At 46.1% G+C, this 24,512-nt stretch carries 27 protein-coding genes and 1 tRNA gene; 18 read left to right on the top strand and 10 right to left on the bottom strand.

Annotation, left to right across the window (positions count from 1 at the left end; translation table 11 throughout):
* Nucleotides 1-37: 37 nt before the first annotated feature.
* The 8 genes from NQ565_RS15010 to NQ565_RS14975 all read left to right on the top strand — a co-directional run bounded on the left by NQ565_RS15010 (nt 38) and on the right by NQ565_RS14975 (nt 8,578).
* Entirely contained in the window at nt 38-1,513 is a 1,476-nt protein-coding gene (locus NQ565_RS15010) for a DUF5690 family protein (RefSeq protein ID WP_005654534.1), read from the top strand.
* A 32-nt stretch (nt 1,514-1,545) separates the two neighbouring features.
* On the top strand, nt 1,546-2,343 hold the full coding sequence (gene phnX, locus NQ565_RS15005) for a phosphonoacetaldehyde hydrolase (RefSeq protein WP_005654535.1): 798 nt from the start codon (nt 1,546-1,548) through the stop codon (nt 2,341-2,343).
* A complete protein-coding gene (locus NQ565_RS15000; RefSeq protein ID WP_005654537.1) occupies nt 2,340-3,428 on the top strand; it encodes a 2-aminoethylphosphonate--pyruvate transaminase in 1,089 nt (362 codons plus the stop codon). Before phnX ends, NQ565_RS15000 begins: the two co-directional genes overlap by 4 nt.
* Before the next feature lie 276 nt (nt 3,429-3,704).
* Nucleotides 3,705-4,733, top strand: coding sequence for a L,D-transpeptidase (locus NQ565_RS14995; protein ID WP_040315784.1), 1,029 nt, complete (start codon nt 3,705-3,707; stop codon nt 4,731-4,733).
* A gap of 86 nt (nt 4,734-4,819) precedes the next feature.
* A complete protein-coding gene (locus NQ565_RS14990) occupies nt 4,820-5,530 on the top strand; it encodes a murein L,D-transpeptidase catalytic domain family protein (RefSeq protein WP_040315712.1) in 711 nt (236 codons plus the stop codon).
* Nucleotides 5,531-5,636: 106 nt separating this feature from the next.
* The gene (locus tag NQ565_RS14985; protein WP_005654548.1) at nt 5,637-6,983 is read left to right on the top strand and encodes an MATE family efflux transporter; all 1,347 of its coding nucleotides are present in this window, start codon (nt 5,637-5,639) and stop codon (nt 6,981-6,983) included.
* Nucleotides 6,984-7,013: 30 nt separating this feature from the next.
* Nucleotides 7,014-8,111: a DNA polymerase IV gene (dinB, locus tag NQ565_RS14980; protein ID WP_005654549.1), complete on the top strand. Its 1,098-nt coding sequence runs from the start codon at nt 7,014-7,016 to the stop codon at nt 8,109-8,111.
* A 92-nt stretch (nt 8,112-8,203) separates the two neighbouring features.
* Nucleotides 8,204-8,578, top strand: coding sequence for a YccF domain-containing protein (locus NQ565_RS14975; protein ID WP_005654550.1), 375 nt, complete (start codon nt 8,204-8,206; stop codon nt 8,576-8,578).
* A 94-nt stretch (nt 8,579-8,672) separates the two neighbouring features.
* On the opposite strand, the gene NQ565_RS14970 is transcribed toward NQ565_RS14975, so the two are convergent.
* Complete coding sequence (locus tag NQ565_RS14970; protein WP_165593217.1) at nt 8,673-8,813, bottom strand: hypothetical protein; 141 nt, start codon at nt 8,811-8,813, stop codon at nt 8,673-8,675.
* A 459-nt stretch (nt 8,814-9,272) separates the two neighbouring features.
* Here NQ565_RS14970 and NQ565_RS14965 point away from each other — a divergent pair, with 459 nt between their 5' ends.
* From NQ565_RS14965 to NQ565_RS14945, 5 genes are all read left to right on the top strand, one after another.
* Complete coding sequence (locus NQ565_RS14965) at nt 9,273-9,848, top strand: Crp/Fnr family transcriptional regulator (protein ID WP_005654555.1); 576 nt, start codon at nt 9,273-9,275, stop codon at nt 9,846-9,848.
* A 60-nt stretch (nt 9,849-9,908) separates the two neighbouring features.
* Nucleotides 9,909-10,538 (top strand): NUDIX hydrolase N-terminal domain-containing protein, encoded by a 630-nt coding sequence (locus NQ565_RS14960; RefSeq protein ID WP_005654557.1) that lies wholly within the window; start codon nt 9,909-9,911, stop codon nt 10,536-10,538.
* 13 nt (nt 10,539-10,551) lie between these two features.
* Nucleotides 10,552-11,154, top strand: a complete 603-nt coding sequence (locus NQ565_RS14955; RefSeq protein WP_005654559.1) for a sugar O-acetyltransferase — start codon at nt 10,552-10,554, stop codon at nt 11,152-11,154.
* Nucleotides 11,141-11,776: an HAD family hydrolase gene (locus NQ565_RS14950; RefSeq protein WP_005654561.1), complete on the top strand. Its 636-nt coding sequence runs from the start codon at nt 11,141-11,143 to the stop codon at nt 11,774-11,776. The genes NQ565_RS14955 and NQ565_RS14950 overlap by 14 nt, the downstream gene beginning before the upstream one ends.
* Before the next feature lie 187 nt (nt 11,777-11,963).
* Nucleotides 11,964-14,639 (top strand): transglutaminase domain-containing protein, encoded by a 2,676-nt coding sequence (locus NQ565_RS14945; protein WP_040315717.1) that lies wholly within the window; start codon nt 11,964-11,966, stop codon nt 14,637-14,639.
* A 212-nt stretch (nt 14,640-14,851) separates the two neighbouring features.
* On the opposite strand, the gene NQ565_RS14940 is transcribed toward NQ565_RS14945, so the two are convergent.
* From NQ565_RS14940 to NQ565_RS14920, 5 genes are all read right to left on the bottom strand, one after another.
* A complete protein-coding gene (locus NQ565_RS14940) occupies nt 14,852-15,601 on the bottom strand; it encodes a copper homeostasis protein CutC (RefSeq protein WP_005654565.1) in 750 nt (249 codons plus the stop codon).
* Nucleotides 15,602-15,725: 124 nt separating this feature from the next.
* On the bottom strand, nt 15,726-17,264 hold the full coding sequence (gene rny / locus NQ565_RS14935; protein WP_016662549.1) for a ribonuclease Y: 1,539 nt from the start codon (nt 17,262-17,264) through the stop codon (nt 15,726-15,728).
* A 129-nt stretch (nt 17,265-17,393) separates the two neighbouring features.
* Nucleotides 17,394-17,684 carry a cell division protein ZapA gene (locus tag NQ565_RS14930; protein ID WP_005654571.1) on the bottom strand — a complete coding sequence of 97 codons (291 nt, stop codon included), beginning with the start codon at nt 17,682-17,684 and terminating at the stop codon, nt 17,394-17,396.
* A gap of 14 nt (nt 17,685-17,698) precedes the next feature.
* Nucleotides 17,699-17,992: a hypothetical protein gene (locus tag NQ565_RS14925; protein ID WP_005654573.1), complete on the bottom strand. Its 294-nt coding sequence runs from the start codon at nt 17,990-17,992 to the stop codon at nt 17,699-17,701.
* A 113-nt stretch (nt 17,993-18,105) separates the two neighbouring features.
* Nucleotides 18,106-18,237, bottom strand: a complete 132-nt coding sequence (locus tag NQ565_RS14920) for a hypothetical protein (protein WP_005654575.1) — start codon at nt 18,235-18,237, stop codon at nt 18,106-18,108.
* Between the two features lie 183 nt (nt 18,238-18,420).
* Between NQ565_RS14920 and NQ565_RS14915 the strand changes: the two genes are divergently transcribed.
* The 3 genes from NQ565_RS14915 (at nt 18,421) to NQ565_RS14905 (ending at nt 19,995) form a co-directional block, all read left to right on the top strand.
* Nucleotides 18,421-19,035 carry a hypothetical protein gene (locus NQ565_RS14915; RefSeq protein WP_016662546.1) on the top strand — a complete coding sequence of 205 codons (615 nt, stop codon included), beginning with the start codon at nt 18,421-18,423 and terminating at the stop codon, nt 19,033-19,035.
* A 1-nt stretch (nt 19,036) separates the two neighbouring features.
* The gene (locus NQ565_RS14910; protein ID WP_005654580.1) at nt 19,037-19,321 is read left to right on the top strand and encodes a winged helix-turn-helix domain-containing protein; all 285 of its coding nucleotides are present in this window, start codon (nt 19,037-19,039) and stop codon (nt 19,319-19,321) included.
* A gap of 95 nt (nt 19,322-19,416) precedes the next feature.
* Nucleotides 19,417-19,995 (top strand): 5'-methylthioadenosine/S-adenosylhomocysteine nucleosidase family protein, encoded by a 579-nt coding sequence (locus tag NQ565_RS14905; RefSeq protein ID WP_005654582.1) that lies wholly within the window; start codon nt 19,417-19,419, stop codon nt 19,993-19,995.
* Here the strand turns inward: NQ565_RS14905 and NQ565_RS14900 are convergent.
* A complete protein-coding gene (locus NQ565_RS14900; RefSeq protein WP_034536165.1) occupies nt 19,979-20,338 on the bottom strand; it encodes a YbaN family protein in 360 nt (119 codons plus the stop codon). The genes NQ565_RS14905 and NQ565_RS14900 overlap by 17 nt on opposite strands.
* Before the next feature lie 264 nt (nt 20,339-20,602).
* Between NQ565_RS14900 and queD the strand changes: the two genes are divergently transcribed.
* Nucleotides 20,603-20,935, top strand: coding sequence for a 6-carboxytetrahydropterin synthase QueD (gene queD / locus NQ565_RS14895; RefSeq protein WP_005654586.1), 333 nt, complete (start codon nt 20,603-20,605; stop codon nt 20,933-20,935).
* Between the two features lie 11 nt (nt 20,936-20,946).
* Nucleotides 20,947-21,492, top strand: a complete 546-nt coding sequence (locus NQ565_RS14890; RefSeq protein WP_005654588.1) for a 7-carboxy-7-deazaguanine synthase QueE — start codon at nt 20,947-20,949, stop codon at nt 21,490-21,492.
* 39 nt (nt 21,493-21,531) lie between these two features.
* On the opposite strand, the gene NQ565_RS14885 is transcribed toward NQ565_RS14890, so the two are convergent.
* The 3 genes from NQ565_RS14885 to NQ565_RS14875 form a co-directional block, all read right to left on the bottom strand.
* A tRNA-Trp gene (locus tag NQ565_RS14885) sits at nt 21,532-21,604 on the bottom strand.
* A 74-nt stretch (nt 21,605-21,678) separates the two neighbouring features.
* Entirely contained in the window at nt 21,679-22,254 is a 576-nt protein-coding gene (locus NQ565_RS14880) for a uracil-DNA glycosylase family protein (RefSeq protein WP_005654590.1), read from the bottom strand.
* 60 nt (nt 22,255-22,314) lie between these two features.
* Entirely contained in the window at nt 22,315-24,414 is a 2,100-nt protein-coding gene (locus tag NQ565_RS14875; protein WP_005654591.1) for a KamA family radical SAM protein, read from the bottom strand.
* Nucleotides 24,415-24,512: the final 98 nt, after the last annotated feature.

The raw sequence follows: 24,512 nt of genomic DNA, 5'->3' as shown, positions 1-24,512 counted from the left end.
ATATTGCATTAATGTTACATTATAAAATGTTGATTTCATGAATATTATTAATAATGGGAATTCATTTTTGCTGTTAAAATACCGCCTTACTTTTGCTGCCGGAATCAAAAACAAGATAGATGTCATGAATGCGATAATCGGTAAAAAAGAACTCACAGTTTCCAATAAGAATTTATCTGATGCCTTATTCATTCTTTGGGCGGGTGGAGCTGCTTTGCTCTCTTATTCTTTGGTGTATGCATTGCGTAAACCATTTACAGCGGCTACGTTTGACGGACTCGATTTTTTCGGTATGGACTATAAGACTGCAACCAGCATTGTACAGATATCCGGCTATTTTATTTCCAAGCTGATAGGTATCAAGGTCATTTCCGAGTTGAAGAAGGAAAACCGCTTGAAGTTCATTATCCTGTCAGTGGCGGTTGCCGAACTTTCCCTTGTACTTTTCGGAGCGCTTCCGCAACCGTTCAATGTATTTGCCCTGTTTTTCAACGGGCTTTCCTTAGGGTGTATGTGGGGAGTGATTTTCAGTTTTCTGGAAGGGCGTCGTGTCACGGATTTACTGGCAAGTCTTATGGGGTTGAGCATCGCTATCAGTTCGGGGACCGCAAAGTCGATTGGACTTTTTGTGATGGATAATTTGCATATCAGTGAATTCTGGATGCCCGCTTTCATCGGTGCGTTTGCTTTTCCGCTGTTGTCGTTTCTGGGATGGCTGATGACACGGATGCCGCAACCCACGCAAGCAGATAAAGAACTGCGCACGGAAAGGGTTGCCCTGGACAGTAAGGCACGTTTAAGTCTGTTCAAGAACTTTATGCCTGTGCTGGTAATGTTGTTCTTTGCCAATCTGTTCGTTACGGTATTGCAGGATATCAAGGAAGATTTTCTGGTGAAGATACTCGATGTCGATGCGGCGGGACTCTCGTCATGGGCGTTTGCCAAGGTGGATGCAACGGTTACATTGATAATTCTGTGTATGTTCGGGCTGATGTCCGCAGTACGGAGCAACATAAAGGTGTTGTGTATGCTGTTGGGGCTGGTCACTTGCGGTACGGCTACGTTGAGTTTTCTGGCTTTCAATTATTCTGCCTTGCAATTGCAGCCCATGACATGGCTGTTCCTTCAAAGCTTGTCGCTCTACACGGTCTACCTTAGTTTCCAGACACTCTTTTTCGAGCGTTTCATCGCTTGTTTCAAGATAAAAGGGAATGTGGGCTTTTTCATTATTACACTGGATTTCATCGGTTATACGGGTACAGTGGTGGTGCTGATATTCAAGGAGTTCTTTAATCCTGCTGTCAACTGGCTGGACTTTTACAATCTGATGTCCGGTTATGTGGGTATAGCATGCAGTGTAGCTTTTATAGGTTCGGCAGTTTATCTGATACAGCGTTATCGTCGTGAGAAATATGCGGAAGTTTCCGGTGAAGAACTCGATACTCCCCACCCGGCGGGTGGTTTATCCGGTAAGCGTGTTGCATTGGAACTTCTTCCGGATATGGCAAAATAAACGGATAGGGAAATAACTCAAAGATATAAATTATGAAGAAAATTGAATGTATTATTATGGATTGGGCAGGTACGGCAGTCGATTACGGCTGTTTCGCTCCGGTTGCCGCTTTCATTGAGAGTTTTAATGTGATAGGCACTCCGGTAACGGCAGCTGAAACGCGTGCCCACATGGGACTGACCAAAGTAGAGGAAATACGCGCTTTGTTCAATATAGACCGCGTAAGAAACGAGTTTCAGGAGAAATACGGACGCCCGTATGCCGAGGAAGATATATTGGCGCGCTATGCAGACTTTCAGCGTGTGTTGTTTGCCTCTCTGGAAGATTATACAACACCTATTCCCGGTGTGGTTGAAACGATATCGGGATTGCGTGCACAAGGAATTAAGATAGGCTCCACTACCGGCTATACCCGTGCGATGATGGATGTAGTGTTGCCGGCTGCCGCAGCCCGCGGATATGTGGTTGATAATTGTGTCACGCCCGACGGACTTCCCGCAGGACGGCCTGCTCCTTATATGATTTATAAGAATATGACGGAACTTGCCGTTCCTTCGGTGGACTGTGTTGTGAAGGTAGGCGACACGATTGCCGACATCAAAGAAGGAGTGAATGCCAAAGTGTGGACGGTGGGCGTAGTGCTTGGCAGTAACGAACTGGGTCTTACCCTGGATGAAGTGAATGCTTTGTCTGCTACCGAACTGGAGCTCCGCAAACAGGATGTCCGCAACCGTATGCTGGCTGCCGGAGCTCATTATACAGTAGACTCCATTGAAGAACTTCCTGCCGTAATAGATAATATTAATAACTTTAAACTATCAAGAATATGAGACCTTACATTTTATTGACTCCCGGACCTCTTACTACTTCCGAAACCGTAAAAGAAGCCATGCTCACAGATTGGTGTACATGGGATGCGGATTATAATGTGCATATCGTAGAGGAAATACGCAAATCCCTCGTTGCACTCGCTACAAAGCAAACCGATGAATATACTTCCGTTCTTCTGCAAGGCAGTGGAACCTATTGTGTGGAAGCCGTTATAGGAAGTACCGTTAAGCCGGGTGATAAACTGCTGATTTTGAGCAATGGAGCTTATGGTGACCGTATGGGAAATATCGCTGAGTATCACGGTATCAACTATGATATGCTGGCCTTTGACGAAACGGAGCAGGTGTCCGTCAGCTATGTAGACGATTATCTGGCACATAATGCGGAGATTACGCATGTATCGGTGGTACATTGCGAAACCACTACCGGCGTGCTGAACCCGTTGAAGGAGATAGCCCACATCGTAAAGATGCACGGAAAGAAGCTGATTGTAGATGCTATGAGCAGCTTTGGCGGAGTGCCTTTGGATGTAGAGGAACTGGGTATTGATTTTCTTATCAGCAGCGCCAATAAATGTATTCAGGGTGTACCGGGATTCGGTTTTATCATCGCCCGCAAGTCGGAACTGATGCGCTGCAAGGGTGTTTCCAAATCTCTTTCGCTCGATATTTACGATCAGTGGGAAACGATGGAAAAAGGACATGGAAAGTGGCGTTTCACATCGCCTACCCATGTGGTGAGAGCCTTTAAACAGGCTATGGATGAATTGGCTGAAGAAGGAGGGGTAGAGGCACGTCATCAAAGATACTGTAAAAATCATGAGGTATTGGTAGATGGTATGCGCTCACTCGGCTTCAAGACTCTGTTGCCTGACGCTATACAGTCTCCCGTCATAACTTCTTTCCTTTATCCGAATGCGGATTTTGATTTTAAATCGTTCTATGCACAGCTCAAGGAAAGGGGATTCGTGATTTATCCCGGCAAGATTTCGCAGGCGGACATATTCCGTATTGGCAATATCGGAGATGTGTATCCGGAGGATTTCAGCAAGTTGATAGAGGTAATCAAAGAATGTAAGTATTGATGAACGTTTCGGGAAAACTATGGTTTCTCGGACATATATTGAGGTACTCTAAGTCATATTCTCAGAGTACCTCAGTTGTATCCTCAGGGTATCCCGGTTGTACCTTCAAGGTACTTCAGCCGTGCACTTAGGCATTCCCCTGCCCGGAAAACGTTGTGGGGTACAACAATTATCGGGGGAGAATCGTTGTAGACGTAAGAAAAAATTATATCTTTGTTCGTGGTGTCAGGTATTCATGAAGATGTTGAACCCGATTACGAACTTAAATGTATCTTTATGAAACGATTCTTCCTTTTTGCTGCCGCGGCTGTGTGCATGGTGCTTGCGGGATGTAACGGGCAGCAAGGTCATACCCCGTCTTCTGTTGCGCAGGTATCGGAACCTGCCGATACTGTTGTGCCCGTAGTGGAAGTGCCTTTCAGAGAGAAATTGCTGACGGCAGCCGATGTGACGCTTACCAAAGATTTGCTTTACGATACATATACGCTGGAAGATACCTATCCGTACAAGGATACCGTGCGTTCTTTCAAATGGGATGTAATCCGCAATTGTCTGGCTTATATAGAGAATATGCAGCGGGACAGTGTGAAGTGGGTGGTATTGCAGAATTATAAGAATCTGAATCGGGAAGCCCCTTTGGTGCGTAAGTTCGTGCGTAATGCCTATCGCCGTGTGGCGGATACGCTTGGGGTGGAGCGTTATCAGTCCGTTCCCTTGTATTTGCCGGGAGATACGTTGGTGCCCGAACGTTATGGCAGGGATGGGACGTTGGCTTACCTGCTGGGTGAGGAAGGCGGTTTCAGCCGTATTCTTCCTATTACGCTGGAAGATGAGTGGCTGGTTCCCCGCCGTTATTTGAAGCTGCTGGCGGACAGCACTGTCTTTAATCATGTTATTTTCGTAGACCGTCTTGACCAGAATATCGCTACGTTGGAGCGTATGGATAAAGGTGAATGGAAAATCCGCAGCATGAATCCCGCAACGACAGGACGGCATGCACCGCCTTATGCACAGGAAACGCCGCTGGGCATGTATTTACTGCAACAGAAGAAATCGCGCATGATCTTTCTGAAAGACGGCTCTGCGGCAACGGGCGGATATGCGCCTTATGCCAGCCGTTTTACCAACGGAGCCTATATTCATGGAGTACCGGTGAATGTTCCGCGCACAGCCATGATTGAGTATAGCTGGTCGCTGGGTACTACGCCGCGTTCGCACATGTGTGTGCGAAATGCTACTTCACATGCTAAGTTTGTATTTGACTGGGCGCCGACGGAGCGTTCTTTAGTAGTTGTTATCGAATGATTACTTTCTTTTTTAACTATCTGTATGATAGTCGTATGGGTGGAAAGTGCTAACTTTGCCGCCGGTATTTTTCAGGTCGGATAGTTATGTTGAGATTTTGCCTCTCTTTTTTATTTATGTTTTTTCCCTGTTTCCTGTTTTTGGGAAACAGACCTGCTACCTGCATGACGGATAAGCCGGATGTTTCGTTGGCGGCAGAATCGGCAGCATGTGCCGATTTGTATCGTTCCATGCAATTGGAAAGGGTAGTGAGTTGGAAAGCTTTCCGCCAGGCAGTAACGGGCTATCATAAAATAGCAGGCCGTAAACGGGATGTACTGACTCTGATTGATTTTTCACGTCCTTCTACCGAGAAGCGTCTTTTCGTGTTCGATATGAAGCAGCGCAGGCTGCTTTTCTCATCGGTCGTCTCGCACGGAAAAAACAGCGGCGACAAGTATGCCACTTCATTTTCCAATGAATACGGATCTTATAAAAGTTCCCTGGGATTCTATCTGACAGAAACAACCTATCAAGGCAGGAACGGATATTCCCTCATCCTGAACGGATTGGAAAAAGGTATTAACGACCGTGCCCGCGAGCGTGCCATTGTGGTACATGGAGCTGCTTATGCCGATCCTTCGGTTGCAAGCAGGGGAGGGCGTTTGGGACGGAGTTTCGGCTGTCCGGCTGTTCCGCAAAAACTCAGCCGCCCTATTATCGACGCCATTAAAGGGGGAAGCGTGATGTATATCTATGCCGAGGCTCCCGACTATCTGGCTCACAGCTCCGTACTGAAGAAAACGACCGGGTTGTAAGCGACTCTTTGTTCACGCTCCGTATTTTTCGTATCTTTTGATATGTATCAATTTCCCTCAGCATTTCTTTTACTAATTTTGCGTCGAGTTTCGGGGATTAGATTGTATGGCAACATCAAGAGAAATGACGGAAGGACGGGCTCTTCCGCTCATATTTAATTTCACTTTGCCTTTATTGTTGGGTAATTTGCTGCAACAGACCTATTCGTTGGTGGATGCTGCAATTGTCGGTAAATTTTTGGGGATAAATGCACTGGCTTCTGTCGGAGCGAGTACATCGGTCATATTCCTGATACTCGGTTTCTGCAACGGATGTTGCGGAGGATTCGGCATTCCGGTGGCACAGAAGTTCGGAGCGAGGGATTATATTACAATGCGCCGTTATGTGGCGGTCAGCTTGCAACTGGCTGCGGTGATGTCGGTGGTGCTTGCCGTGGTAACAAGCATCTGTTGTGCAGATATTTTGCGCATGATGCGTACGCCGGACAATATCTTCACCGGAGCTTATTATTATTTGCTTGTAACTTTTATAGGCGTCCCCTGTACCTTCTTCTATAATTTGTTGTCCAGCATTATACGTGCTTTGGGTGATAGCAAGACGCCGTTCTGGTTTCTGCTCTTTTCCACCGTCCTGAATATTCTGCTTGACTTGTTTTGCATCCTTGTTTTGGACTGGGGTGTGGCGGGAGCGGCAATCGCTACTGTCTTTTCTCAAGGAGTTTCGGCAGTGCTTTGCTACATCTATATGATGAAACGTTTTGAAATTCTGAGAACTACTCCTGTCGAACGTAAATTCGACAGTGCGTTGGCACGGACGCTGATGTATATCGGAGTGCCTATGGGATTGCAGTTTTCCATTACCGCTATCGGCAGTATTATGCTGCAGAGTGCCAACAATGCGTTGGGTACGGCATGTGTAGCGGCTTTTACGGCTGCCATGCGTATCAAGATGTTCTTTATGTGTCCCTTCGAGAGCTTGGGTATGGCGATGGCCACTTATAGCGGACAAAACTACGGTGCAGGCAAGCCCGGACGTATATGGCAGGGTGTCAAGGCAAGCGCGCTGATGATGATAGTCTACTGGGCGTTCACTTTTGCAGTGCTGATGGTTGGAGCCAAAACGTTTACTCTATTGTTTGTAGAGGCTTCGGAAGTGGAAATTCTGAAAGATGCGGCGCTTTTCCTGCATATATCTGTCTCTTTCTTCCCGATACTTGGTTTGCTTTGTATTTTGCGTTATACAATTCAGGGAGTAGGTTATACCAATCTGGCTATGCTTTCGGGTGTTTCCGAAATGATAGCCCGTATCCTGATCAGTTTGCTGGCAGTTCCGGCGTTCGGCTATATCGCTGTTTGCTTCGGTGACCCGACTGCCTGGATTTTTGCAGATTTATTCCTCATTCCCACTTTTGCTTATGTCTACCGGCGCATACTGCGAATGAACAAAAATTAGTGTATCTTTGTATCGGTAGTTGGCAAGGTAATGACCGAACGTAAGATTATACATATTGATATGGACGCTTTCTATGCTTCCGTAGAACAGCGCGACAATCCGGAACTGCGTGGCAAACCCGTAGCGGTGGGGCATGCGGAAGAGCGTGGTGTGGTGGCTGCTGCCAGCTATGAAGCCCGTCGGTTCGGGGTGCGTTCGGCAATGTCGTCACAGAAGGCAAAGCGGCTGTGTCCGCAGCTTATTTTTATTCCGGGGCGTATGGACGTCTATAAATCGGTGTCCCGTCAAATTCATGAGATATTCCATGAATATACGGATGTTATAGAACCTATCTCTTTGGATGAGGCGTTTCTGGATGTGACGGAAAATAAGCCGGGTATTCTTCTGGCTGTGGATATAGCCAGAGAAATAAAACGGAAAGTGCGCGAGCGGCTGAGTCTGGTGGCCTCTGCCGGAGTTTCCTACAATAAGTTTCTTGCCAAAATAGCATCCGATTACCGTAAACCCGACGGTTTGTGTACCATTCATCCCGACCAGGCTTTGGATTTTATAGCACATCTGCCGATAGAGAGTTTTTGGGGAGTGGGTCCGGTGACGGCAAGGAAGATGCATGTTTTGGGGATACATACCGGCGGGCAACTGCGTGCCTGTTCGCAAGCGATGCTGTTGCGCGAGTTTGGTAAGGTGGGGAACATCTATTATGATTTTGCGCGCGGGATAGATCTTCGTCCTGTAGAAGCGGTGCGCATTCGTAAGTCTGTGGGGTGTGAACATACTTTGGAGAAGGATATCAACCGGCGGTCGTCAGTCATTATCGAGTTGTATCATACTGCGGTGGAACTGGTTACCCGTCTGGAACATAAGAACTTCCGGGGGAATACGCTGACGCTGAAAATCAAGTTTCACGATTTCAGCCAGATAACCCGCAGCGTTACGCAGTCCAGGGAATTGACGGCACTTGATGTGATCCTGCCGTTGGCGAAACAACTGTTGAGGGAGGTTGATTACGAACACCATCCTATCCGTCTGATAGGCCTTTCCGTATCCAACCCTCGTGAAGAAAGTGATGAAAAAGGTGTTTGGGAGCAGCTGAGTTTTGAATTTAGTGACTGGGAATTTGATGAATAAAAGGCACGTTCCTGATATAAATAAATTCTTATTATCCGCTTAAGACCAAAAGAATGGTATCTTTGCAATGTAGAACGTAAAAATGTAATGAAATGGGTTGTCTGATGAATGTTTTATGGCTGGTGTTTGGCGGCATACTAACTGCCGTGGAGTATATGATTGCCAGTTTGCTGATGATGATTACAATCGTCGGCATTCCTTTCGGTATGCAAACAATGAAGATGGCGGGGCTTGCCCTGTGGCCTTTCGGCAAAGAGGTGCGCAGCGGAGAGCGTTCGGGAGGCTGTCTTTACATACTGATGAATGTATTGTGGATTTTTCTGGGAGGAATATGGATTTGCCTTTCGCATTTGGGCTTCGGCGTATTGCTGTGTATCACCGTCATCGGTATTCCTTTCGGGATGCAGCATTTCAAACTTGCCGCTTTGGCGTTGGCACCTTTCGGAAAAGATATTGTGGAATCATAACATCCTATTATCCTGTATAGGCAGGAGGCTTGTAAAAGAAGAGGGCAGGAAATGAAAATTTCCCGCCCCCATTCATTTTATTTAAAGGTGTAATTTACATGGTCATGGCAGCTTGCTTTGCAAGCAGTTTTTGCAGTTTGCCGTTTAAAGTTTGGCACATAGTTCCGTTACCCATTGCCTGATAGCGTTTGATACGGTACTGTAACATAAAAATTTCATTTGCATTCTTTTTCATAATCGTCTTCTTTTTTTGCTTTCCGCGTTTCGGAAAGCGGTTGAACATCTTTTATTGTTTTCTCTCTTATTAACGTTGCAAAGATACAAAATGTTTATGAGAAATATGTTTTATAACATAGAAATCTGCGTTTTTTTCTTCATTTTCTTGAAAAATACCTTGTTTTGCCATCTGCGTATTACAAATATATTGCATAATTCTGCAATAAGAATATATCTCTTTGAACTCAAGAGAGTTAGAAGAATTACCTTGTTTTTGGGTAACGAGTTGGCAACCGTTCCAATTGCCGTGGTCTGCATCGCTTTGCTTGTTCGGATAACTCTTACGGATGCAAAAATACAAAACTAAATTGAGAAAACGCCACACTTATACATGATTTTATTAAGTTGAATAAACACAGAGAGTTATTTTGCCTTTATTGCCGTTCTCATTTTGTACCTTTGCAAAAAGAATGAGTTTATGGAAAACATTATCAGAAAAATAAGAATGTATTATCCAGTTTCAGATGAAGCGTTGGAAGCATTGGTGTGTCTTTTTAAGAGATTTGTATTTCCGGAAAAAACAACCATCATTCATGCTGGGAAGCAGGACAGGAAAGTCTATTTCATTGAAAAAGGCATCACACGTTCTTTTGTTTTACACAATGGAAAACAAATAACGACATGGTTTTCCAAAGAAGGAGATGCCGCTTGTGGCTCATGGGACTTATATCGCAACAAAGCTGGTTTTGAATATGTAGAAACGTTGGAAGAAACTACGGCTTATTCTGTCTCAATAGTGCAGTTGAATGAATTGTATCGGTCTTACATTGACCTTGCAAATTGGATGCGGGTGTTACAGCAAGAAAACTTCCTTCGCTTGCAAGACATACATATCCGCCGATTAAACTGGTCTGCAAAAGAACGTTATGAACATTTGATAAAAGAATGTCCCGAACTTTTCCAAAGGGTGAACTTGGGATATATAGCTTCTTTCTTGGGTATCACGCAACAATCGCTGAGTCGAATAAGAGCTAATGGGCATTTTTTAACATAAGGTAAAGGGAAAGTTATTTCTTCTTCCTAATTTTGTCAAATTAAACAATATGCAAAGATTATGGATAAGCAAGGGCAGGAATACCAATGGTTGGAATGGGCTAAAGAGCTTCAGTTCATTGCGCAAGCGGGACTGACTTATACAAAAGACCTTTTTGACAAGGAGCGTTTTGAGCGCATTCGGGAAATATCAGCCGAAATAATGAGCCTGCAAAGCAAGCTCCCTTTGTCGGAAATAAAAGATTTGTTTTGCAATGAGACGGGTTTTCAGACACCCAAACTCGATACCCGCGCGGCCATTTTTAAGGATAATAAGATTTTGTTGGTAGAAGAAAATGACGGCACTTGGTCCATGCCTGGCGGATGGGTAGATGTGATGGAGACCGTCAAATCGAATACCGTCAAAGAGGTGAAAGAGGAAGCTGGGCTTGATGTAGACGCCGTACGGGTTATCGCCTTACATGACCGCAATTTGCACAATCAGCCTCCATACGCCTACAATGTATGCAAGGTGTTTGTGCTTTGCAAGGTAAAAGGCGGATGTTTCCATCCGAATATAGAAACCGTCGGAAGCGGTTATTTCAGCTTGGACGAACTGCCTCCGTTGTCTGTAGACAAGAACAGTTATCAGCAAATAGAAATGTGTTTTATTGCCCGCTCGGAAAAGAACTGGCAGGTGGAGTTCGATTAAAAATGCAGAGATTATGAAAACAGAATACGAGAAATGTTTAGCGGGTGAATCTTTCATTGGAGGCAAAGACCCGAAGATAGTAGAGACAATTTTGCGTACAAGGCGACTGCTGGCGCAGTTTAATGCCACCGATTATGCTGATACGGAGCGCAAGCAAGCCTTGTTGCGTGAAATGTTCGGCAGCCTGGGTAAAGGTGTGCATGTGGATATTGATTTCCATTGCGAATACGGGAAACATATTTTTATTGGCGACAAAGTGATTATCAACATGAACTGCACTTTCGTGGACAACAACCGCATTGATATCGGCAGTAATGTATTGATTGCTTCCAATGTACAGATATATACAGCCACTCATTCCACCAAAGTCAGTGAACGCATGGTGCAGAATTGGTCGGAAGGCGAGGAAATATGCCGTACATACGCTCTGCCCGTCAAGATAGAGGACGGCGTATGGATTGGCGGAGGCGCCATCCTATTGCCGGGAGTCATTATCGGCAGGAACAGTGTTATCGGGGCAGGCAGCGTTGTCACCCGTTCCATCCCTGCCAATTGTGTGGCGGTGGGCAATCCTTGCCGTGTAATCAAACAGATTGAAAGTGATGAGAAAGTATAAGCATATCATATTTGATATTGATGGTACGCTGATTGATACGGAAGAAGCCATACTACAAAGCCTACAAGATACCGTGCATGAAATACTGCATAAAGACATCGAAAAGTCCGAACTGAGATTTGCTCTTGGAATACCGGGAAGCATGACTTTGCGTACATTAGGTATAACGGACACAGAACATGCCAACAGCAGATGGAATGAACATCTGCTGAAATACAAATCTCGTATCAGGCTTTTTGACGGCATTCCGCAACTGTTGGGTAACTTGAAAATGAATGACTATCAGTTGGGCATAGTCACGTCCAAGACCCGAAACGAATACACTACCGATTTTGCAGTTCCTTTTGCATTGTCTGATTATTTTTGTACTGTGATATGTGTGGAAGATACTCTTCGCCCCAAACCTTTTCCGGAACCTTTGCTTTCTTATCTGAACGCATCCCACATAAATGCCGAGAATGCTATTTACATAGGAGATACCATTTATGACAGTCAGTGTGCGCAAAAAGCAGGGGTTGATTTCGGGTTTGCCGCGTGGGGAAATGCGGCAACTCAAGGAGTACAAGCAGACTACCTATTCAAAAGACCTGCGGATATACCGTTTTCCCTGATAAAGAGTTAACGAATAGGAAACCGTTCTCTTTCTCCAATCCGCTTTGAAACGCTTTTCAGCCCTCTGCCCAACTTCCGAGATTTTCTTCTAACTACTTAAATTTCAGTTCTTATTTCGTTAATCTGCTGATTTTCTTCGATTATTCCAGCGATATTGCATATCTTTGTGTCATACAACCTTAATAACTACGTATATCATGAGATACACTACTTTACTTTCCGGAATAATCTGTCTGTTATGTCTGCTGGCTGCTTGCGGTGACTCTCATTTCATGACGGATGCTTCTTACCGTTCGCGTGTGGAGCGAGACTTCCAACAGAAAAAAGCTTTGATGCCGCAAGGAGACTTATTTGCCATATTCGAAACCTCTCTCAGCGATTATGAGCGTGAGGCGCTGGAATTTCTTTATGCCTACATGCCTTTGGCGGATATTGCAGATTATTCAGGGGAGTTTCATCTGATGAATGTGCGCGCTTCCCGGCAGGCTGCCGATGAAATGCCGTGGGGAAAGCGTATTCCCGAAGATATATTCCGGCATTTTGTTCTTCCGGTGCGGGTGAACAATGAGCATTTGGACAGCGCGCGTGTCGTATTCTACAAGGAGTTGAAGGACCGGGTAAAAACGCTTTCCCTGCAGGATGCCATTCTGGAGGTGAACCACTGGTGTCATGAAAAAGCCATTTACACACCTTCCGATGCCCGTACAAGTTCACCGCTGGCAACGGTGCGTACCGCTTACGGCCGTTGTGGCGAGGAATCCACATTTCTGGTTGCCGCTCTCCGTTCGGTGGGCATTCCGGCGCGACAAGTATATACTCCCCGTTGGGCGCATACCGATGACAACCATGCGTGGGTAGAGGCATGGGCAGACGGAAAATGGTATTTTCTGGGAGCTTGCGAACCCGAACCGGTACTTAATCTCGGTTGGTTCAACGCGCCCGCAAGCCGGGGAATGCTGATGCATACAAAAGTATTCGGACGCTATGAGGGAGCGGAAGAGGTAATGTCCGTTACCCCTACCTATACTGAAATCAATGTGATTGGCAACTACGCACCTACTGCAAAGGCTTCCGTAACCGTAGTGGATGCCGGCGGTGTTCCTGTGGATAGTGCTTGTGTGGAATTCAAGCTATACAATTATGCGGAATTTTATACGGTAGCTACCAAATACACCTCTGCCAGCGGCATTTGCGGGCTGACGGCCGGTAAAGGGGATATGTTGGTGTGGGCATCGAAAGACGGACATTTCGGCTTTGCCAGACTTTCTTTCGGCAAACAGTCGGAACTGACGGTGAAACTTGATAAAAAGGAAGGTGACGCATTTGCCATAGATATGGATATCGTACCGCCGTCGGAAATAGCCAATCTGCCTGAGGTAACCCCGGAACAGCGTGCGGAGAACGACAGAAGGCTGGCGCAGGAAGATTCTATCCGCAATGCCTATACGGCAACGTTTATGACGGAGGATGCGGCGCGTGCTTTTGCCCGCCGGTACAAGTTGGATGAGGATGCGGTTGCCGGAATATTGGTAGCTTCCCGCGGCAACCACAAGGTTATCTGCGATTTCATGACCCGCCTTCGTTCCGAAAAGTCGAAGAAGGGCGGTATCGACCTGTTGCAACGGATTTCGGCAAAAGACCTTCGGGATGTCAGGCTGGAAGTACTGATAGACCATATGTTGTCCAATGTACGCACCGGTGCGGAGTATTTCCGCAAGTATGTACGCAATCCGCGCGTAAGTAATGAAATGCTGACTCCGTACAAGGCTTTCTTCAGGAAGGTGGTTTCAAAGGAAGATGCGGAAGCTTATGTAGCGCAACCGATGAAGCTGGTGGAGTGGGTAGCAGGGAACATCCGCGTGGATAAGCATTGCAATTTGGGAGGTGACCCCATATCTCCCGAAGGTGTGTGGAGGACACGGTTGGCAGATGCACACAGCCGCGATATTTTCTTTGTATCCATGGCGCGCAGCATGGGCATACCTGCACGTATAGACGAGGTGACGGGCAAGGTGCAACTGATGAAAGAAGAGGGTGCGCTGGATGTGGATTTGGACTGTAAGGATACTGTATTTATGGAGGAACTTGTTCCGCAGAAAGGCCGGCTGGTTGCTGAATATTCGCCTGTCAAGTCTTTGGACGATCCTAAATATTACTCTCATTTCACCCTTTCGAAAGTGACTCCGCAAGGTAGGTTGCAACTGCTGTCTTACGATGAGGGCGATCTCGATATGGGCAGCGGCACTACCTGGAGCAGCCTGTTGAAGAAAGGTACGGTGCTGGATGTCGGCGATTACCTCCTGGTGACCGGAACTCGCTTGGCAAGCGGAGGTGTGCTTTCCCGCCTCACGGAATTCAGTATCAATCCCGGACAGACCACCCGGCTTGAGTTGGTGATGCGCGAGAGTAAGGATGAGGTGCAGGTGATAGGCAGCTTCAATTCGGAATCTCTCTTTACCCCGCTTCAGGCGGAGAATTCTGAGCAAAGCCTGTTGGAGGCCTGCGGCCGGGGATATTTTGTCGTTGGAATCTTGGGAGTCAATCAGGAACCTACCAATCATGCGCTGCGTGACATTGCTGCTTTCAAGGCCGGTTTGGAGAAGTGGGGACGCAAGATGGTATTGCTTTTCCCGAATAAGACTCAATATAAGAAATTCCGTCCGGATGAATTTCCGGGCTTGCCGTCTACCATTATCTACGGTATAGATACAAGCGGTATTGCAGCGCAGATTGCAGAAGCCATGAAATTAAGACATAAGGAAACTCTGCCGGTATTTATCATTGCTGATACATTCAACCGGGTGGTGTTTGTTTCGCAAGGCTATACGATAGGCTTGGGAGAACAGTTGATGAAAACGGTGGAAGGACTGTAACGTGGGTTATATCAAATCCGGATAGGAGATGTCAAAATACACTTGACGATTTTTTTAGGCACGGATTACGCGGAAAACACGGATTTCACAGATTTTCTTTATTCTTTTTCTGTGAAATCCGTGTTTTCCGCGTAATCCGTGCCTAAATAAAGAAACAAATAGTAAGCGGATTTTAGTTTTGACACATATTCTATCCGGATTCTGGTACTATCTCATTCGGTTATTTGGGCGATTGTGGCTTTTACTCTTTCTTGGGTTGTCACATTCCGTTCAAATTCATTGATTTGTACGGTTGCCCCCATCGGTACCCGTTCTTTGCGGTATTGCATACGGCTTGCTACGGTTTCCCTTGCAGAGAAATGAAATTCGTGGATACCCGTTTCACGGGCAATCCGTGCGATGTTGCTCTCATTTACTCCGCAACCGGCGAGTAAGGTAATGCGTCCTGCTGCTTGCAACTGGAGTTCTTTCAATAGAGGAATGCCCGCTTCGGCGGTGGGTTGCTGACCGGAAGTCAGGATACGGTCACAGCCGAGGCTGATAATATCTTCCAATGCCTTTTGCGGATTGCGGCAAACATCGAAAGCCCGGTGGAAAGTTACCGATATGTCTTGGGCAGCTTCCATAAACTGCTTCATTAGAGGAATATCCACTTCACCATCTGCCGTCAGACAGCCTAAAACAATACCGTCTGCCCCTAAACGGCGGGCATTGTCTATGTCCTTTAGCATGATACGTTGCTCGATAGGGGAATACAGGAAATCACCGCTGCGGGGGCGGATAATGACGTGCAACCTGGTGTTTTGCAAGACTTCTCTCGCTATGACAATATCACCGTAGGAAGGGGTTGTTCCCCCTTCGGGTATTCCGGCGCACAATTCTACCCGATTGGCTCCGCCGGCTTGGGCGGCGATGCAACTCTCTACGGAGTTTGCGCAGACTTCAAATAAATACTCCTTCATGGCTTTGGTTTTTGCGTTATACCGGCAAAAATAAGAAAACTCCGCAAACTCCGGAACAATATAAAATAAAAAAAGGAGCGAAGGTCCGATACCAACGCTCCTCTTATGGTTTTGATTCTCTTGTTTACTTAGCGTAGCTTACTGCACGCGTTTCGCGGATAACAGTAATCTTTACCTGTCCGGGATAGGTCATTTCATCCTGTATCTTCTTGGCTATTTCGCCGGAAAGGTTTTCCGTTGCCTTATCGTCAATCTTGTCTGCACCGACGATTACGCGCAACTCGCGTCCTGCCTGGATAGCATATGTCTTCGTTACGCCCGGATAGGACATAGCCAGTTGTTCGAGGTCGTTCAAGCGTTTGATGTAAGCCTCTACGATTTCGCGGCGTGCTCCCGGACGTGCTCCGGAGATGGCATCGCATACTTGTACGATGGGAGCCAGCAGGCTGGTCATCTCCACTTCGTCATGGTGAGCGCCGATGGCATTGCAGATATCCGGTTTTTCCTTGAATTTCTCCGCCAGTTTCATACCGTAGAGTGCGTGCGGCAATTCCGGTTCTTCATCGGGCACTTTACCGATGTCGTGCAGCAATCCGGCACGTTTTGCCTTCTTGGGATTCAAACCAAGTTCGGATGCCATCACAGCACAGAGATTGGCTGTTTCGCGGGCATGTTGCAACAGGTTCTGACCGTAGGAAGAGCGGTATTTCATCTTACCGATGATACGGATAAGTTCGGGATGCAGGCCATGGATACCCAGGTCTATGGTGGTGCGTTTACCGGTTTCGATGATTTCTTCTTCCACTTGCTTGCGTACTTTGGCTACTACTTCCTCGATACGTGCCGGGTGGATACGTCCGTCTGTTACCAGCTGGTGCAGCGCCAGACGGGCAATTTCGCGGCGAACAGGGTCGAAAGCTGATAATACGATAGCTTCCGGAGTGTCATCCACAACGATTTCCACACCGGTAGCTGCTTCCAGCGCACGGATATTGCGTCCTTCACGACCGATGATACGTCCTTTGATTTCGTCCGATTCGATGTGGAATACAGTAACGGAATTTTCAATGGCGGTTTCTGTTGCCACACGCTGGATAGACTGTATGACGATACGTTTGGCTTCTTTACTTGCTGTCAGTTTGGCATCATCCATAATATCATTGATATAGGATTGCGCCTGTGTCTTGGCTTCTTCCTTCAAGGATTCTACCATACGCTCTTTGGCCTCTTCGGCAGAAAGTCCTGAGATGGCTTCCAGTTTCTCGATTTCCTGGCGTTGCATGTGCTCCAGTTCCTCTTTCTTCTTGTCAACGATGGCCAATTGGGCTTCCAGGTTCTCTTTTACCGCTTCTGCTTCCAGTTTTTTGCGTTGGATTTCCTCCTGGCGTTGGTTCAGCACCAGTTCGCGTTGTTTCAACTTGTTTTCCGCTTGCTGTATCTTTTGGTTACGGAGCGATACTTCTTTCTCCAAATCGGCTTTCTTGTTCAGGAATTTTTCCTTTACTTCAAGCAACTTGTTCTTTTTAATCACTTCTGCTTCGGTCTCGGCTTCTTTGAGGATGCTGTCGTATTTGGACTTCAATCCATGCTTGAAGAACATGTACGAAGCAAATCCGCCAACGATGAAACAGGCAATGGATACTACTATTGTAACTACTGTCATTTTATTAATTTGTTTTTTAAAGTATATAAATAAAAAACACTGCATAAAAGCCTATCCGTTGCAGGACAAAACTTTTGTACAGTGCGCGACGTTATTTCTTTCATAAAAAACGGACAGAAAATCGTTTTCTTACTCTTCCCTGAAATAAGCTTCCAATACTTCCGTCAGTTCTTTTATCTTGGCTGTATAGGGCTCAGTATCATTACGGTCTTTCAACTGAAGGGTCTCCAAAGCAAATTGATAAGCCACCATAGCTATAATCCTCTCTGAAGAGATGTTCTGATAATGCTCCCGATACGCATTAATCCGGATATTTACCTGCTTGGCAGCTTCCCTTACTATTTCCTCGTCCTCACGGTTGATGGTGAGGGGATAGGCTGCTCCTGCCATTTGCAGGTTTATCTTTATCTTATCGTTCATACATCCTCTTTCTTTTATTCATTCAACAAAGCGATGCATTTATCGACTTCACGCACTAATTTGGACAATCGCAGTTTCGTCTCTTTTACGTCACTGCCGTTAAGGCTGATTGTCGTAGCTGTTTTTAGGTTCGTGTAGTTGTTTTCCAGCTCTTTGTAATCGGCACGTACTTTCCCGCATTCTTCTTCTTTAGCTTGTAGAAGTTGCTTAAGTTCAGCATTTTCGCGTTTTAATTCATCATGCAGATAGATTAAATGCCGCAGTCTGGCTTCAAAAGTACTTAATAGCTTCTTTTCTTCGTCTGTCATTACTACACCAAAATTGTACACAAAAATACAATTAACTTGGAGATTACAAAAGCTTTTCAAGGAAAAATGTTCTGTATGCGTTAAAATAAGGGGAAAACAGGACTGTTATTAATTTATTTCATGCTGAAATTTTCTCGTCCGACAGCCGTTTCTCTTTCGTCCGACAGTTGTTGGACGAAAGAGAAACGGCTGTCGGACGAGAAGTAAACAACTGTCGGACGATTAGATTTTGGCAGGGTTGGCATTAGTCCGTAGTTGTATGGGTAATTGCTTCTTCTATCATTTGGGATAAGTTTGTGTATATGGTTGTTGAAATGTATATAAAATAATTTATTATATAATTTGGTTTATAAAATAAACTTATTATCTTTGTATCGGAGTTCGAACCCGGAGTTGTAATAATGTATAATAAAAAACTGGATAAGACTATGGAAGATAGAAAATTGAATGAGAAAGAAAGCTTGGAGCTTATCACTCAAATGATTCGGAACACACGTCGGAATCTGGATGCCGGTAGTGGAAATATGTTTTTATTGTGGGGGTATGTTTGTGTGTTGCTGACTCTGGTTGTTTGGGCCGGGGTCGGTCTGACACAAAATTCTGCATGGATGTGGGGCTTTTGGGGAATTCCCGTTGTGGGCTACCTGCTGAGTTATATTTTTGTGCGGAGAAAGGACAAGCCGGTGAGCTTGTATATAGATAAAGTATTGAATGAGCTGTGGCAGTTTATGGGAATCGTCTGTCTGGCGGTTGCGTTGATGGCCGCATACTTCCATGCTTTCGAAGTAATATTGCCTTTGTGTGCCATATTGCTTTCGTTGGGCAGTATCTTTACGGGAGTCCTCATTCGTTATACCCGGTTTTCGGGCTTGTCGAGCATGGGCGTTCTGTTGGGCTTGAGAATGTTGTTTGAGGTTTGGGATAAGTCCTCTTTTTTGCAGATATTGCCGGAGTTTGTTCTGGTGGTCATACTCGCAATGATAATACCGGGACATATTTTGAACTATAAAGCGAAGAAGGAAAACAAAAATAAGAGTAAGTGATATGTTTAAGGAATTAAACCCTTTGCTTCACAGTGAACTGAGGCTTGCCGTAATGTCGTTGCTCATCAGTGTTGAAGAAGCGGATTTTGTATACATCCGCCAGCAGACCGGTGCAACGGCCGGCAACCTCAGTGTGCAACTGGATAAACTTGCCAAAGCGGGGTATATAGTTGTGACCAAGACTTTTAAGGGGAAGATGCCCTGCACGCTTTGCAAGATTACCCCGCAGGGAATAGAGGCTTTTGAGGAATATGTGGAGGCGTTGAAATCGTATATAATGAAGTAGGGATGTGAACCCGTTAGTTAAGAGTCTGTTTAAATTCTCTTCAAGAAATGTTTCGGACAGGATTTAAACAGACTCCGGAATAAAAATAAGAAAATATGAAAATTTTGGTGACTTATGCCGTTCAAGGCGAATTTACGGAATTGAAATTCCCCGGTTTGATAGGGGAGGAAGAAGTGCAGGTGGGTTATCTTCGCACCGGAATAGGAAAGGTGAAATCTGCTTTTTACCTTACGGAAGCAATTAATCGTGCGCAGCCCGATTTGGTTGTCAATGTGGGCACGGCAGGAACTGTCCGCCATCAGGTGGGGGATATTTTTGTATGCCGTCATTTTGTAGACCGTGATATGCAGCGGCTGAAAGGGTTTGATATGGAATGCGAGATAGACTCGGCGGAACTGTTGGCGCAAAAAGGATATTGCCTGCATTGGCAGCGAGAAGGAGTGTGCAATACGGGTGATACTTTCCTGACGGAACTGTCGGATGTAAAAGGCGATGTGGTGGATATGGAGGCTTATGCCCAGGCATGGGTGTGCCGTACCAAGAACACGCCGTTCATCGCCGTGAAGTATGTGACGGACATTATCGGGCAGAATTCGGTGAAGCACTGGGAAGATAAACTGGCGGATGCCCGTAAAGGACTGGGAGCGTTTTTCGAATCTATTTCAGTGTTTTGAAAGAGAGGATGTGGTAGCTTGTTCCTGCTGCAATCAGCAACAACACTGCCTTTAGCCACCAGTAGGGGACTATGAAAAAGATACAGTTGAGGATGGTTATCCATATCAGCGAGACCGAGATGATTTTGGCTCTTAGCGGGATGGCTTTATTTTCACGGAAGTTACGGATGTAGCTTCCCAGGTATTTATGGTGCAGCAGCCGGTTGTAAAGGCGGGGAGAACTGCGTACATAAAGGGCGGCTGTGAGCAGCAGAAACGGAGTAGTAGGCAGTAACGGCAGGAAAATGCCGATGATGCCGAGTGCCAGAGAAAGTGTACCGAACAGAATATAAAGGACTTTCATGTCGCAAAAATACATAAAAAGATGAATAATAAAATTGTTTGGGATTGTTTATTGTTCATATGTACAGGGAAATATGTTTTCTGCCTGCAACCGGAGTCTTTGTGGACATCAGGCAGCCGCGCAGTGTCGTAGTGTTCACTGTATGTATGAATAAGCGTCAATCTCGTGTGTAAATTCTAAGTTTTTTGTACTTTTGCTGCCGCATCGAGGTGACATTAGATGCACGGTTTTATAAAATGATATTTTAACCAGCGTATTAACAGTATGTACACAGTCATTAAACGAATGGAGGTTTCGGCTGCACACAGTCTGAATCTTTCTTATCAGAGTAAATGTGAGAATCTGCATGGTCACAATTGGATAATCACAGTCTATTGCCGTGCCAAAGAACTGAATGCCGACGGAATGGTGGTTGATTTCAGCCACATCAAACAGACGGTGAAAGAAAAACTGGATCACCGGAACATCAATGAAGTCCTTCCCTTTAATCCGACAGCCGAGAATATGGCACGCTGGATATGCAGCCAGATACCTGCCTGCTTTAAAGTGGAAGTGCAGGAATCCGAGTCGAATATAGCCATCTATGAGGAGGATTGACAGGAGCGCTTATGAGGAAGATTAACGAAATATTTTACAGCTTGCAAGGAGAGGGCTTTCATACGGGTACTCCGGCTGTTTTTGTGCGTTTCTCCGGTTGCAACCTGAAATGTTCTTTTTGCGATACACAGCACGAAGAGGGTGTGTGGATGTCCGATGAGGAAATCTTGGCGGAAGTGGGGAAATATCCTGCGATGACGGTGATACTGACGGGCGGAGAGCCTTCGCTCTGGATTGACCGTGAATTTGTGGACTGCCTGCACCGGATGGGGAAGTATGTCTGTATCGAAACGAACGGTACGCATTCCTTGCCGGATAATATAGACTGGGTGACTTGCTCGCCCAAGCAAGGTGCAAAATTGTGCATTTCCCGTATGGATGAGGTGAAGGTAGTGTACGAAGGACAGGATATTGCCGTATATGAATCGCTTCCTGCCGGACACTTTTTCCTGCAACCCTGTTCTTGCAGCAATACTGCGGAAACTGTGGCTTGCGTGATGCAGCATCCGAAATGGCGGCTGAGCTTGCAGACGCACAAACTGATAGAAATAAAATAAGACCTTGTAATTTTTTAAATTTACAAGGTCTTATCATTGCACGGGAGGAGAGGCTCGAACTCCCGACACCCGGTTTTGGAGACCGGTGCTCTACCAACTGAGCTACTCCCGTGTTTGCGGCTGCAAAGGTAATGGAAACTTTCAAATCTGCAAGTTCTTTGTTGCTTTATTTTCTTAAAAAATGGCTTATAACATTTGTAGGTCCTGATACATAATGCGATAGGCTGCCGCTTTTTTTTCTAAAGCCAGCGGATAAGCTCTTGATGAAGAGGGCATGCGGTAGAGCCGCATAGGGCGGTCTGCGAAAATGAATTCTGTAAAATCGCCGACTTTAGGTTCTTGCAATGAGAACAGCGCACAGAGCGTGTCGGTAGCTTTTTGTCCCGTAGTGACAATCGCTTTGCACTGTGGCAGTTGTTGCAATAATGCGGATATGTCGGTGGGTCGGACCACTTCGAGGTACTTATCGGATGCATTGTCTTGCAACCGCCTTACGGCAGTGGCCGTATCGAACAGGGCTATCCCTTTTTCGTTCAGGAAATCGATGATACGCTCCTTGCGGAAAGCTTTTTGGGATTTATCGGCAAAATGGTCTTTGTCATTGAAGAATAAAAGACCTGCAATACGCCACATGTCATTATTCCAGTTCGGGTAGTAAAACTCCATGGACCAGCGTTTTCTTTGCGGCGGGAAACTCCCCAGCATCAGCAAACGTGCATTGCCGGGAAGGAAAGGTTCTAAAGGATGCTGTTCTATTTCCATAAGATTGATTTTGCTTATACATTAGCGGATGATAAGGCAAAGTTAATCAAAAATAGTTTTTCAGCAGCTTTCAAGTCCCAGATTACTCATTTTTTCTGTAATCCGGAAAGGGAAATCCGGATATTCGTATAAGCTGAACCGGGGTTCGGTTTTTCCTTCCGTATAGTTCCAGATGGAAGCATAGTCTTCCGTGTCCTCTCCCATGGCTTGCAGTTGTCGCAGATAGGCGGCTATGGATTTGCTTTCGACAATGTATACTGCTCCGATACTGTCTATAATAGGACTATGGCAACGTGTACCGTCGTGTTCGAAACGAAGGATACGCTTTCCTTCCGGAGTGATTCCTACCGTTTTGAAAGTCATGCTTTTTCCGATGGCAGGCAGGTTCAGCACATTCCGGTCTGTGGCGAGGAATGGCAGGCGATGTGCTTTCGTAAAACGGCGGATACAGGCGGCAGGGTCGTGTGTCCGTTCCAACAGTACGGAGAGGTTATGGGCATCTTCTTTGGTAAGTTTTCCGAATGCTTTTTCTTCCTGCTCTTCTTGTATGGAGCGGCTGTTTGGAGTGAAAACGGCATTATTTTCTTCAAATCCTTTCACCGAGAATGTGTAGTAACAGATTATGCCCAGTTTATTTAATACCTGTCGCAGGCGTGCAGTGTGCCCCCGGCGGGATGCGGCTACATTATACACCAGCTGGTTGGTGATGAGCCATCCTGCCGAGAGCAGTTTGCGAATGCCTTCCTCTGCTTCGGGAGTAACTTCCAGCGGGGTTTGGAAATGTGTCTGGATGATAAACTGACGTATGCCGACTGTGGATGCCTTTTCCTTGAATTCACGCAATATGTCCACTAATTCGTCATTGATGCGCATCGGTAGATAGGCGGGCAGGCGCGAACCGAGGCGGATGCGTTGCAATTCGGCGTATTTCTCACCTTCCGGGCGTTCCTGGTTGGCTTTTCGCTTGCGCACCGCCATACGGTAAACGGCGTCCAATATGTTGCGCAAGGTTTTGTTCTGGCTCATAAGAGCATCGCCGCCGGTAATGAGGATGTCACGCAATTGCGTGTCTTCTTCGAAATAGGTCATGAGGCGGCGCAATTTCTTGTCCCAGCTTTCTTTGGGATGCAGTTCTTCAAATTCAAAGTTGAGGCGTTTGCTTTGGAAATCGTACATACGCTGGCAGGAAGCGCAAAGTCCGCCGCAGGCTCTTCCCATGGTATCGGGGATAAGAATGGCCACCTCAGGATAGCGTCTGTGGATATTGTGACCGTCGGGCAATAACCAGCCTGCAGCGTTCGGCTTGCCGGCTTCTACAATGTCTTCGCGTTCCCAGGCGCGGATTTGTCCGTAGGTCTCCACCAATTGGGGCGAGTAGAGGATATAGCTGCGTAAAGAGTCGTCGTTATAGCCGCTTCCGGTACAGTTCAATAAGGAAAGGTAGTAGGGGGTGGCGAAGAACGGCATGCCTTTTTTACGTGCACGCGACAATAAATACATGGTTTCCACGGAAAGTGAATTGCCCAGGAAACGGTTCAGTTCCGTAGGGCTTTTCACTGCCATTGCAAGGTGGAAGCGGAAATCGTTCCACCATTCGCTGACGAGCCGGAATTTTTCTTCATAGCTGATGCCTTCTGCAAAATGAAAGCGTGAAGCAGAATTCTTGCGGTTTTCTATTTTCTGTATGAGGGCATGCAGGATACGTTCTTTGTTGTATGCCCGGAGTTGTTGCACATCCTCATCCAGTCCGGAAGGCCACCGTTCACTCCAGGCTTTTACGCGTTGGAAGCCGGGTAGGGGATGTTCGGGGTGTTGCAGACGTTTGAATTGTCGGAATAAATCAATGAAAAGGTCAGTTTCGAGGTATTCTTCCAGTTTGCCGGTGAGGAAATCATAGAGTAAGGAGAGGGTTGAAACAGGCAGTTGCTTGTCCGTTGAGAGTTCATGTACTTTTTGTCCGTCATAATCAATCAGAAGTCGAATCAGCTTGCCGGCCTCACTTTCCGCTTGGGGATGTCCCGCCATATACTCCGACAGATATGTTTTGAAAGTCTGTGCATCTCCGCTTCGGGCGGCGATGCCGGTCAGTTCGGGGAGTTCGTGCCGGTAAAGTTGTTTCAGTTGTGAGAGAGTGAGTGCAAGCATTTTCTTTTGTTTCATACGCAATTCTTTTTTAGAGATTAATAATCGGTGATTGGCGCAGGATGCGCTTTCAATATTCCGTGAGGGGAAAAACGGTCTGATAAATATAACAAAAA

The sequence above is a fragment of the Bacteroides stercoris ATCC 43183 genome (assembly GCF_025147325.1).
Classification (GTDB): Bacteria; Bacteroidota; Bacteroidia; order Bacteroidales; family Bacteroidaceae; genus Bacteroides; species Bacteroides stercoris.
This window is presented reverse-complemented; position numbering and strand designations above follow the sequence as displayed.

What these genes read in the sequence shown, in the direction of transcription:
- NQ565_RS15010 (WP_005654534.1), top strand. Translation starts at nt 38, where the DNA reads ATGAATATTATTAATAATGGGAATTCATTTTTGCTGTTAAAATACCGC.
- phnX (WP_005654535.1), top strand. Translation starts at nt 1,546, where the DNA reads ATGAAGAAAATTGAATGTATTATTATGGATTGGGCAGGTACGGCAGTC.
- NQ565_RS15000 (WP_005654537.1), top strand. Translation starts at nt 2,340, where the DNA reads ATGAGACCTTACATTTTATTGACTCCCGGACCTCTTACTACTTCCGAA.
- NQ565_RS14995 (WP_040315784.1), top strand. Translation starts at nt 3,705, where the DNA reads ATGAAACGATTCTTCCTTTTTGCTGCCGCGGCTGTGTGCATGGTGCTT.
- NQ565_RS14990 (WP_040315712.1), top strand. Translation starts at nt 4,820, where the DNA reads ATGTTGAGATTTTGCCTCTCTTTTTTATTTATGTTTTTTCCCTGTTTC.
- NQ565_RS14985 (WP_005654548.1), top strand. Translation starts at nt 5,637, where the DNA reads ATGGCAACATCAAGAGAAATGACGGAAGGACGGGCTCTTCCGCTCATA.
- dinB (WP_005654549.1), top strand. Translation starts at nt 7,014, where the DNA reads ATGACCGAACGTAAGATTATACATATTGATATGGACGCTTTCTATGCT.
- NQ565_RS14975 (WP_005654550.1), top strand. Translation starts at nt 8,204, where the DNA reads ATGGGTTGTCTGATGAATGTTTTATGGCTGGTGTTTGGCGGCATACTA.
- NQ565_RS14970 (WP_165593217.1), bottom strand. Translation starts at nt 8,813, where the DNA reads ATGAAAAAGAATGCAAATGAAATTTTTATGTTACAGTACCGTATCAAA.
- NQ565_RS14965 (WP_005654555.1), top strand. Translation starts at nt 9,273, where the DNA reads ATGGAAAACATTATCAGAAAAATAAGAATGTATTATCCAGTTTCAGAT.
- NQ565_RS14960 (WP_005654557.1), top strand. Translation starts at nt 9,909, where the DNA reads ATGGATAAGCAAGGGCAGGAATACCAATGGTTGGAATGGGCTAAAGAG.
- NQ565_RS14955 (WP_005654559.1), top strand. Translation starts at nt 10,552, where the DNA reads ATGAAAACAGAATACGAGAAATGTTTAGCGGGTGAATCTTTCATTGGA.
- NQ565_RS14950 (WP_005654561.1), top strand. Translation starts at nt 11,141, where the DNA reads ATGAGAAAGTATAAGCATATCATATTTGATATTGATGGTACGCTGATT.
- NQ565_RS14945 (WP_040315717.1), top strand. Translation starts at nt 11,964, where the DNA reads ATGAGATACACTACTTTACTTTCCGGAATAATCTGTCTGTTATGTCTG.
- NQ565_RS14940 (WP_005654565.1), bottom strand. Translation starts at nt 15,601, where the DNA reads ATGAAGGAGTATTTATTTGAAGTCTGCGCAAACTCCGTAGAGAGTTGC.
- rny (WP_016662549.1), bottom strand. Translation starts at nt 17,264, where the DNA reads ATGACAGTAGTTACAATAGTAGTATCCATTGCCTGTTTCATCGTTGGC.
- NQ565_RS14930 (WP_005654571.1), bottom strand. Translation starts at nt 17,684, where the DNA reads ATGAACGATAAGATAAAGATAAACCTGCAAATGGCAGGAGCAGCCTAT.
- NQ565_RS14925 (WP_005654573.1), bottom strand. Translation starts at nt 17,992, where the DNA reads ATGACAGACGAAGAAAAGAAGCTATTAAGTACTTTTGAAGCCAGACTG.
- NQ565_RS14920 (WP_005654575.1), bottom strand. Translation starts at nt 18,237, where the DNA reads ATGCCAACCCTGCCAAAATCTAATCGTCCGACAGTTGTTTACTTCTCG.
- NQ565_RS14915 (WP_016662546.1), top strand. Translation starts at nt 18,421, where the DNA reads ATGGAAGATAGAAAATTGAATGAGAAAGAAAGCTTGGAGCTTATCACT.
- NQ565_RS14910 (WP_005654580.1), top strand. Translation starts at nt 19,037, where the DNA reads ATGTTTAAGGAATTAAACCCTTTGCTTCACAGTGAACTGAGGCTTGCC.
- NQ565_RS14905 (WP_005654582.1), top strand. Translation starts at nt 19,417, where the DNA reads ATGAAAATTTTGGTGACTTATGCCGTTCAAGGCGAATTTACGGAATTG.
- NQ565_RS14900 (WP_034536165.1), bottom strand. Translation starts at nt 20,338, where the DNA reads ATGAAAGTCCTTTATATTCTGTTCGGTACACTTTCTCTGGCACTCGGC.
- queD (WP_005654586.1), top strand. Translation starts at nt 20,603, where the DNA reads ATGTACACAGTCATTAAACGAATGGAGGTTTCGGCTGCACACAGTCTG.
- NQ565_RS14890 (WP_005654588.1), top strand. Translation starts at nt 20,947, where the DNA reads ATGAGGAAGATTAACGAAATATTTTACAGCTTGCAAGGAGAGGGCTTT.
- NQ565_RS14880 (WP_005654590.1), bottom strand. Translation starts at nt 22,254, where the DNA reads ATGGAAATAGAACAGCATCCTTTAGAACCTTTCCTTCCCGGCAATGCA.
- NQ565_RS14875 (WP_005654591.1), bottom strand. Translation starts at nt 24,414, where the DNA reads ATGAAACAAAAGAAAATGCTTGCACTCACTCTCTCACAACTGAAACAA.